Origin of the sequence: Methylobacterium jeotgali (assembly GCF_022179345.1) — a bacterium.
GTDB classification, from domain to species: domain Bacteria; phylum Pseudomonadota; class Alphaproteobacteria; order Rhizobiales; family Beijerinckiaceae; genus Methylobacterium; species Methylobacterium jeotgali.
Genome location: NZ_BPQR01000064.1, coordinates 1 through 7,956, shown reverse-complemented (window position 1 = coordinate 7,956; position 7,956 = coordinate 1). Strand labels below are relative to the sequence as shown.

The following is a 7,956-nucleotide window of genomic DNA, read 5'->3' as shown; positions in this document are numbered from 1 at the left end:
AAATCGAACAGCCGGAGACCGCGAGAGCGGTGCACAGGAGGAGGGCGGCAGAGCGCATCCGTTTTGCCCGCTGGGTTCTCACCCCTGCTGCCTAGCCGAAAGGCAGGCCAGTGTCCGTGGCGGGCCGGCCACACTGTCCCCGCGAGAGGCCGCCGGCGGGCGGGGCCCTGTCCTGCCCCCGCTTCGCACAGGCCGGCCCATACGGCCCCGGGGTGATGCGCCCGGACCACGGACGGCCGCCGAAACGCGCAACCATCGGTCGGATCGATTGAAAACCGTCCGTCGACCCGTCTACGAATCCCGGATCGGACGGCGCAGGCCGGACCGGTGGACGGGCTTGCCGCGGGGGCGGGGCACCGAACCATGACGTCGTTGAGCTATACGCCGCCGGCCCTCCAGGCCGGGCGGCCGGGGCCGGTCCGCCGGCGCCACGTCTTCTATGTTCCCGGCTACGATCCCGAGGGCTGCACGCGCTATCGGCAGCTCTTCGTGCGTGAGCTCATGCGCCGGGCCAAGCGCTTCGGCGAGGGCAAGCGCGCGCTCTCGACGGCGGAGACCTCGGCGGACGGGCTCGTGCAGAGCTGGAGCGTCGGCGCCCATCCCCCGACCCAGGGGGCCGAGACCGGCTACGACGTGCTGCTCTGGGACGACCTCGTGCGGCGGGACTTCAAGCGCAGCCGGGTCGTCAGCATCGGCCTGCTGCTCGCCGGCACCCTGCATATGCTCTGCACGGGCACCCTGATCCGGCTCTACCGGCTGAGCTGGAAATACGGGAACGTCATCTTCTATCCCTTCGTCATGCTGGTGCTGCTGACGCTCGTCTCGGTCTGCCTCGGCACGCTGGTGCACGCCCATCTCGGCGGCTGGTTCGACCACGGCCTGAACCTGCCGCACTGGCTGTCCCTGACGGCGGGCGTCGCCGCCGGCATCGCCTGGATCGTGGCGCTGGAAAGGGTCCTCAACCGGATCTTCTTCTGGCAGCTCCTCAACGACTGGGTGTTCAACTGGCAGCACGGCCAGGGCCTGCGGCCGGACTACGAGGCGCGGCTTGAGGCCTTCACGGGCCTCGTCCTGACCCGGATCGCGGCTCTGGCGGCCTCGGCCGAGCCGCCGGACGAGGTGCTGATCGTCGGCCACTCCTCCGGCGCGCTGACCGCCGTCGAGGTCGCCGCCCGCATCCTCGCCCGCAACGCGGGCCTCGGCATCGACGGCCCGAGCCTCGGGCTCGTTACCCTCGGCTCGGGCGTGCCTCTCGTGGCGCTCCAGCCGAACGCGCACCGGCTGCGGGCCGAGATCGCAGGGCTCGTCGCCTCCTCGCGCCTCGTCTGGCTCGACGTGCAGGCGCCCCAGGACTGGATGAACTTTCCGGGCTTCAACCCGCTGCGCGACATCCCTCTCGACCTTCGCGGGGAGGCGCCCGCCAACCCGCTGATCCGCTCCGCCTGCTTTCGCGAGATCATGTCGCCGGAGCGCTACGCGCGGGTCCACCGGAGCCCGTTCCGCACGCATTTCCAGTTCCTGCTCGCCAACGACCGCCCCGGCGCCTACGACTTCTTCGCCATGACGCTCGGCCCTCAGCGCCTGCGCGAGCGGGTGCTCGCTCCGATCGTCGAGACGATGCCGGAGGCGTGTCCCGAGGCGGCGACGGCCACGGCGGTGTGACGAAGCGCAGGCTTGCCCTCGCGCCCTGCCGCCCAAGCTTCCCGCCCATGAGCGAACCGGAAGCGCAAGAGACCTCCCGCGGGCCGGGCCCGCGCGTGGTCGTGGTGATGGGCGTGTCGGGCTCCGGCAAGAGCACCGTCGGCGCCTGCCTCGCCGAGCGGCTCGGATGGCGCTTCGCGGACGGCGACGACTTCCATTCCGCGGGAGACGTGGCGCGGATGCGGTCGGGACACGCACTGACCGATGCCGACCGGGCGCCCTGGCTCGCCGCGGTCGCCGCCTGGATCGGGTCGCGCCTCGCCGCCGGCGAGGGCGGGGTCGTGGCCTGCTCGGCCCTGAAGCGCCGCTACCGCGACATCCTGCGGGCCGGGCGGCCGGAGGTGGGCCTCGTCTACCTCGAGGGCAGCCGGGCCCTCGTCGCCGGGCGGATCGCCGCCCGCAGGGGCCATTTCATGCCGGCGAGCTTGCTCGACAGCCAGTTCGCCGCCCTGGAGGAGCCCGAGGCCGACGAGAGCGTTCTCAGCGTCGGCATCGAGGAGGCCCCGGCCGCGATCGTCGAGGCGATCCTCGACGGCCTTTGCCTCGAACCGGAGACGCTCGACCGATGACCGACATCGCCCTCGTCGTCTCCGACATCGACGGCACCCTCGTCACCGACGACAAGGCGCTGACGCCCGCGACCGTGGCGGCCGTAGCCCGCCTCGGGCGGGCGGGCATCGGCTTCACCGTAGTGTCGAGCCGGCCGCCGGTCGGCCTGCGGGCGATCGCCCGGCAACTCGACATCCGCCTGCCCATGGGCGCCTTCAACGGCGCCACCCTGGTGGCGCCGGACGGCGCGGTTCTCTCGGAGACCCGCCTGGCGGCCCCCGTCGCCCGCGCGGCGGCGGCGCATCTCCTGCGCGCGGGCGTCGACGTCTGGGTCTTCGCGAACGGAGCCTGGAACCTGCGCGATCCGGATGCGCCCTATGCCGATCTCGAAGCGCGGACCCTCGCCACCGGCCCGACCGTGGTCGAAGACCTCGATCCGCTCCTCGAGGCCGCCTCGAAGATCGTCGGCGTTAGCCGCGAGAGCGACCGGCTCGCCGCGATCGAGGAGGAGCTCGCGCGGGAGCTCGGGACGCAGGCGGCGATCCACCGCTCGCAGCGCTACTATCTCGACGTGACGCCGCTGGGCTTCGACAAGGGCGCCTTCCTGGACCGGATCGCGGAGCGGGTCGGCGTGACGCGGGAACGCGTCGCGGCAATCGGCGACGGCGCCAACGACACCGCGATGTTCGCCCGCGCCGGGCTCGCCATCGCCATGGGCAACGCCTCCGACGCCGTGAAGGCGCGGGCCGCGCGGACGACCTCCGGCAACGACGCGGACGGCTTCGCCCAGGCCATGGACGCGTTCGTGATCGGCGGGACCTGAAGTCTCCGCGCCTGTGTCCCCCAGGGCACAGGGAAGGGCCGCGAGGAGCCCCGCCACGCCGCGACCCCTCGCGGGCCGCTTTCCGGCCTTATTTGGCCTCGACCTAGACCGTAACGAAAACGGGTCCGGGTCTCTCGCATGAACGTTCGCCTCCTGTGCCTCGCGGGCGCCCTGATCGGTTCGTGCACGCCGGCCCTGGCCCAGGGCGCGCGCGACAACATCGACGCCCTGATCGAGGTCCACGCCAAGGCGAGCGGCGTGCCGTCGGCGTTCATCCACAAGGTCATCAAGCGCGAGAGCAACTACAACCCGAAGGCCAAGGGCGGCAGCGCGCTCGGCCTGATGCAGATCAAGCACGCGACCGCGCGGGGGCTCGGCTACAAGGGCGACGCGCCGGGCCTCTACGACCCCGAGACCAACCTGCGCTACGGGATCGCCTACCTCGCCGGCGCCTACAAGGCCGCCAAGGGCGACCTCGCGCTGGCCTACCAGTACTACAACCGCGGCTACTACTACGCCGCCAAGAAGCTCGGCATCACCAGCGAGGTCGCGGACGCGACCCCCGCCGCGGCACCGTCGCCGAACTCGGCCGGCTCCTTCGCGAACCTGTTCACGCTCCGCCCCTCCGACACAGGCGGCCAGGCGCTGGCCTACGCCCAGGCGGCGTCCGCCGCCGCGCCCACCGAGAGCGTCGAGGTGCCGCTGCCGCCACGCCGCCCGGCCTCCCTCGGCGGCACGACGCTGGTCGCGAGCCTCGCGCCCGCCGCGGACCTGTCCGCGCTCGCCATTGCCCCGGCCGCCGCCGCTCCGGTCCAGCCGGCAGCCGCCGCGAACCCGCCCGCCGCGACGGCCGAGGCCGTCGTCACGGACGCCATCGAGGTGCCGCTGCCGCCCCGCCGCCCCGCCGCCCAGCTGCTCGCCGCCGTCGGGCGCCCCGCCGCGGTCGCGCGCAAGGCGGCCCCCGTCCTCGAAGCCACAGCGCTGCCCGTCACCGAGTAGGCCCCGATCCTGCTTGGACGGCGGGAGCCGGCCACGGCGACATCGGCCTGCGACATCGGCGGACCCGTCATTCCCAGGCCATCGCATCAGGGGTGGAGACGGCGTCGGCGCGGTCCTGTAGAGGAACGCCGCAAGGGGGGCGTCGGGAGCCGTCCCCGGCTTGGCGGATCGGAGAGCGAACGCAGCCATGACCGGCGCGGCGGACCACGAAGCCCAGTTCCTGAACGATCTCGGACGCCGGGTGCGCCACGCGCGCACGGTGCGCGGGCTGTCGCGCAAGCTGCTCTCGCAGACATCCGGCCTCTCGGAGCGCTACATCGCCCAGCTCGAGGGCGGCCAGGGCAACGTCTCGATCATCCTGTTGCGGCGGGTCGCCAACGCCATGGGCGTGCGCCTCGACGATCTCGTGGCCGAGCAGGAGGTCTCGACCGACTGGTCGGTGCTGCGCGATCTGCTGCCTCACGCCACGCCGGCCCAGGTGACGGCGGCGAAGGGTGCGCTCACCGGCGGCGCGGAGTCCAGGGGCGAGGCGGCGCGCCGGCGCGTCGCGGTGATCGGCCTGCGCGGCGCCGGCAAGTCCACCCTCGGGCGCATGGCCGCCGAGCGCCTCGGCTGGAGCTTCGTCGAGCTCAACCACGAGATCGAGCGCGAGAACGCGCTCTCCGTGAAGGAGATCTTCGCCATCTACGGCCAGGACGGCTATCGGCGCCTGGAGCAGGCGGCCCTGCGCCGGCTGACGGAGCATCCCGGCCCGCTGATCCTCGCCACCAGCGGCGGCATCGTCGCCGAGCCCCTGACCTACGACCTGCTGCTGCAGGCCTTCTTCACGATCTGGCTGCGGGCGACCCCCGAGGAGCACATGCAGCGGGTCCGCGACCAGGGCCAGCTCGCCCCCACCGGCGATCACGCCACCGCCATGCAGGAGCTGCGCGCGGTGCTGGCGAGCCGCGAGCCCCTCTACGCCCGCGCCTCCGCCACGGTCGACACCTCGGACGTCACCGTCGAGGCGATGACCGACCGCCTCGTGGAGGCGATCGAGGCCCGGTTCGGGCGCTGTTGACGGCCGCCGCCTGACGGACCGCCGGCGCCGTCACCAGCCCGGCCCTTGAACGGGCCGGCGCCCTCCCCATGCTAAGCCGGGTGCGGTGCAGCGAGAAGGCTGCACCCCGCCGTAACCCTGCCGGAGCAGGATCCTTCGCTTCGCCTGCGTCGGGCGTTATGATCCCTCCCGCAGCGTGCCTGTCACCGCCTCCGGGAAACGAGGAGACGCCCATGTCCGCGAGCCCGTTCATGAGCCCTTCGGCCAGTGCCGCCCAGGGTCGGGAGTCGCTCGCCGGCATCTGCGATCCCGTCTGGTCGCGCCTGCGCGACGAGGCGGAGGCCGTGGTGCGGGAGGAGCCGCAGCTCGCCTCCCTGATGGTCAGCTCGATCCTCAACCATCCGAGTCTCGAGGCGGCGGTGGCCCATAGGGTCGCCGCGCGGCTCGGGCACGCCTCCCTGCCGGCGGAGCTCGTCGCCCACGGCTTCGCCGAGGCGATCGAGCACGACGCCGGCCTCGGCCAAGCCTTCCGCGCCGATATCGGCGCCGTGATGGACCGCGACCCCGCCACGGCGCGGGTGATCGAGCCGGTGCTCTACTTCAAGGGCTTCCACGCCATCCAGGCGCACCGTCTCGCGCACTGGTTCTGGGGGCAGGGGAGGCGCGACCTCGCCCTCTACCTTCAGAGCCGGTCCTCGGAGGTGTTCCAGTGCGACATCCACCCCGCCGCGCGCTTCGGCCGGGGCCTGTTCCTCGACCATGCCACCGGCCTCGTGGTCGGCTCGACGGCGGTGATCGACGACGACGTCTCGATCCTGCACGGGGTGACGCTCGGGGGCACCGGCAAGCAGGGCGGCGACCGCCACCCGAAGATCCGCAGCGGCGTGATGATCGGCGCCGGCGCCAAGATCCTCGGCAACATCGAGGTCGGGGCCTGCGCGCGGGTCGCGGCGGGATCCGTGGTGCTGCGGCCGGTGCCGGCCCACACGACGGTCGTCGGCGTGCCGGCCCGCGTGGTCGGCGCCGCCGGCTGCGCCGACCCGGCCCGCGCCATGGACCAGCTCGTGAGCATGGACCAGTTCATCCACATGGCCGAAGGCATCTGACGGGTCGTCCGGCGCGGCCCCGGCCACGCTTGCCCCTCGGGGGAGGGCGTGGCACTCCCGCGCCCCAAGCGGGCGGCCGGCACGGCGCCCGCCGTCCCACGAGAGAGGTGACAGGCCCGTGAACAAGACCGACATCGCGAAGGTGCAGAACTACCTCCGCCGGACCTTCTCGAACACGAACATCCGGGTCGTGGCGCGTCCGAAGAAGGACGATTCGGCCGAGGTCTACATCGGCGAGGAGTTCGTGGGCGTTCTCTCCGTCGACGACGAGGACGGCGACCACTCCTTCCAGTTCCAGATGGCGATCCTCGACACCGATCTCGACGAGTAGGGCCCCCGCGCCGCGCGCCTGTGCACGGCGTTAACCTTGACGCCGTGTTCTGCTTAACGATCCGTTAAGAGCCGCGTTAAGGTCGCGTGTCCCTTCGAGGAGCGTGACCCGCATCATGAGCCCCGCGGCCATCGAGCATCTCCAGACCCTGTGCGTCGGCCTCGCCCTGTCCGGGCTCCTGGCCAGCGCCTTCGAGCTGTTCACCGACCGGCGGGCGAGCTTCAGCCTGCTGGAAGCCGGCGGCGTCCGGGCGGTGGCGGCCCTGCCCGTCCTCGCCTTCGGCGCCCCCTTCATCATCCTGCGCAACACCGTGCGGGGCCGGCGGATCGAGGGCCGTCCGATCCCCTTCGTGATGCTCGCGACCATCGTCGCCTGCGGCTGGGGCCTGCTCTCCGGCCGCGTCGCCCTCGATCTCGCCGCCCTGATCGCCGGCGCCTGATCGCGAGCGCCGCCCGGCCTCAGCGGTTGGCGGTGGCGACCGGGGAGGCGCCGCCCTCGAGGTTCACCCAGGCGCGGCCGTCCTGGCCCTCGCGCTTGATGTAGGTGTAGCCGGTGGCGCGCCAGGGCAGCACGACGTTGGTCTTGTTGTCGAGGATGAAGTCGCCCCGGTCCGTGCGCACCATCAGCACGGCGTGGCCCTCGCCGATGTCGTCGATGACGACGGTCATGCGCAGCGCCCGCCGGGGCAGGCCGCGCTCCACCAGCATGCGCCGCTTGAGGAGCTGATAGTCCTCGCAGTCGCCGAAGCCGTCGTCGGGATAGTCCCAGCGGTCGACGACGCCCCAATGGGCCAGATCGGTGATCGGCTTGATGCGGGCGTTCACCCGGCGGTTCACGCTCGTCAGCGTGCGCCATAGCGCCGTGGTCAGCGGGATCGTCGCCGGCTCGCGGACGTCGACCGTGCATTCCGCCGGCATCCGCGCACAGAAATCGTTCCAGGCGGCGACCGGCCGGGCCGGGCCCCCGGTCTCGACGGGCGTGGCGTTCTCGAGCGGGGCGGAGCGACTCACCGCCTCGGTGGTCGCGCCTCCAAGCATCAGGATGCTGCCGACGAGCGTGTAGGCGGCGAGGTTGCAGAAGCGCGCCAGGATCGTGTCGCAGGAGGGGGCCGCTCCCCTGCCGGAACCGAGACCGTCGAGAACCGAGTGCCGCATCTGGCCGTCCCGTCTTCTAGCTCGGGACGAAGCTCGCACGCGTCTGGCGCCGGCTCAATAGAAAATAAAGGGCAAATTAACGCGCGTCGCGCGGCTTGGTTCCATTTCGAAACGGTGATGCGCGAGGGCCACCGCAGCGCTCCGGAGAGGCGAAGCAGGAGGCGTGCCGGTTAGTATGCCGGCCGGGGCGCCGCGCCGGAAGGGCCCGGCGCGTTAGCGGTTTGCGGTTGTTGCGGGGGATGAGAGGCCGCCGA

9 protein-coding genes are annotated in these 7,956 nt (G+C 72.3%); 8 read left to right on the top strand and 1 reads right to left on the bottom strand.

The annotated features are described in order from the left end of the window. Positions 1-363 precede the first annotated feature (363 nt). From MFF04_RS17715 to MFF04_RS17680, 8 genes are all read left to right on the top strand, one after another. Positions 364-1,662 carry an alpha/beta hydrolase gene (locus tag MFF04_RS17715; RefSeq protein WP_238277743.1) on the top strand — a complete coding sequence of 433 codons (1,299 nt, stop codon included), beginning with the start codon at positions 364-366 and terminating at the stop codon, positions 1,660-1,662. Between the two features lie 47 nt (positions 1,663-1,709). Continuing rightward, complete coding sequence (locus MFF04_RS17710) at positions 1,710-2,270, top strand: gluconokinase (protein ID WP_238277741.1); 561 nt, start codon at positions 1,710-1,712, stop codon at positions 2,268-2,270. Continuing rightward, entirely contained in the window at positions 2,267-3,073 is an 807-nt protein-coding gene (locus tag MFF04_RS17705) for a Cof-type HAD-IIB family hydrolase (protein ID WP_238277740.1), read from the top strand. Before MFF04_RS17710 ends, MFF04_RS17705 begins: the two co-directional genes overlap by 4 nt. Before the next feature lie 138 nt (positions 3,074-3,211). Then, positions 3,212-4,072 (top strand): lytic transglycosylase domain-containing protein, encoded by an 861-nt coding sequence (locus MFF04_RS17700; RefSeq protein ID WP_238277738.1) that lies wholly within the window; start codon positions 3,212-3,214, stop codon positions 4,070-4,072. A gap of 187 nt (positions 4,073-4,259) precedes the next feature. Continuing rightward, positions 4,260-5,132 carry a helix-turn-helix transcriptional regulator gene (locus MFF04_RS17695; protein WP_238277736.1) on the top strand — a complete coding sequence of 291 codons (873 nt, stop codon included), beginning with the start codon at positions 4,260-4,262 and terminating at the stop codon, positions 5,130-5,132. 212 nt (positions 5,133-5,344) lie between these two features. Continuing rightward, positions 5,345-6,217, top strand: coding sequence for a serine O-acetyltransferase (gene cysE / locus MFF04_RS17690; protein WP_238277734.1), 873 nt, complete (start codon positions 5,345-5,347; stop codon positions 6,215-6,217). A gap of 118 nt (positions 6,218-6,335) precedes the next feature. Then, positions 6,336-6,548, top strand: coding sequence for a DUF3126 family protein (locus tag MFF04_RS17685; RefSeq protein WP_238277732.1), 213 nt, complete (start codon positions 6,336-6,338; stop codon positions 6,546-6,548). 115 nt (positions 6,549-6,663) lie between these two features. Beyond that, complete coding sequence (locus MFF04_RS17680) at positions 6,664-6,987, top strand: DUF6949 family protein (protein WP_238277730.1); 324 nt, start codon at positions 6,664-6,666, stop codon at positions 6,985-6,987. A 19-nt stretch (positions 6,988-7,006) separates the two neighbouring features. On the opposite strand, the gene MFF04_RS17675 is transcribed toward MFF04_RS17680, so the two are convergent. Beyond that, on the bottom strand, positions 7,007-7,702 hold the full coding sequence (locus MFF04_RS17675; protein WP_238277729.1) for a transglutaminase-like cysteine peptidase: 696 nt from the start codon (positions 7,700-7,702) through the stop codon (positions 7,007-7,009). Between the last annotated feature and the right edge of the window lie 254 nt (positions 7,703-7,956).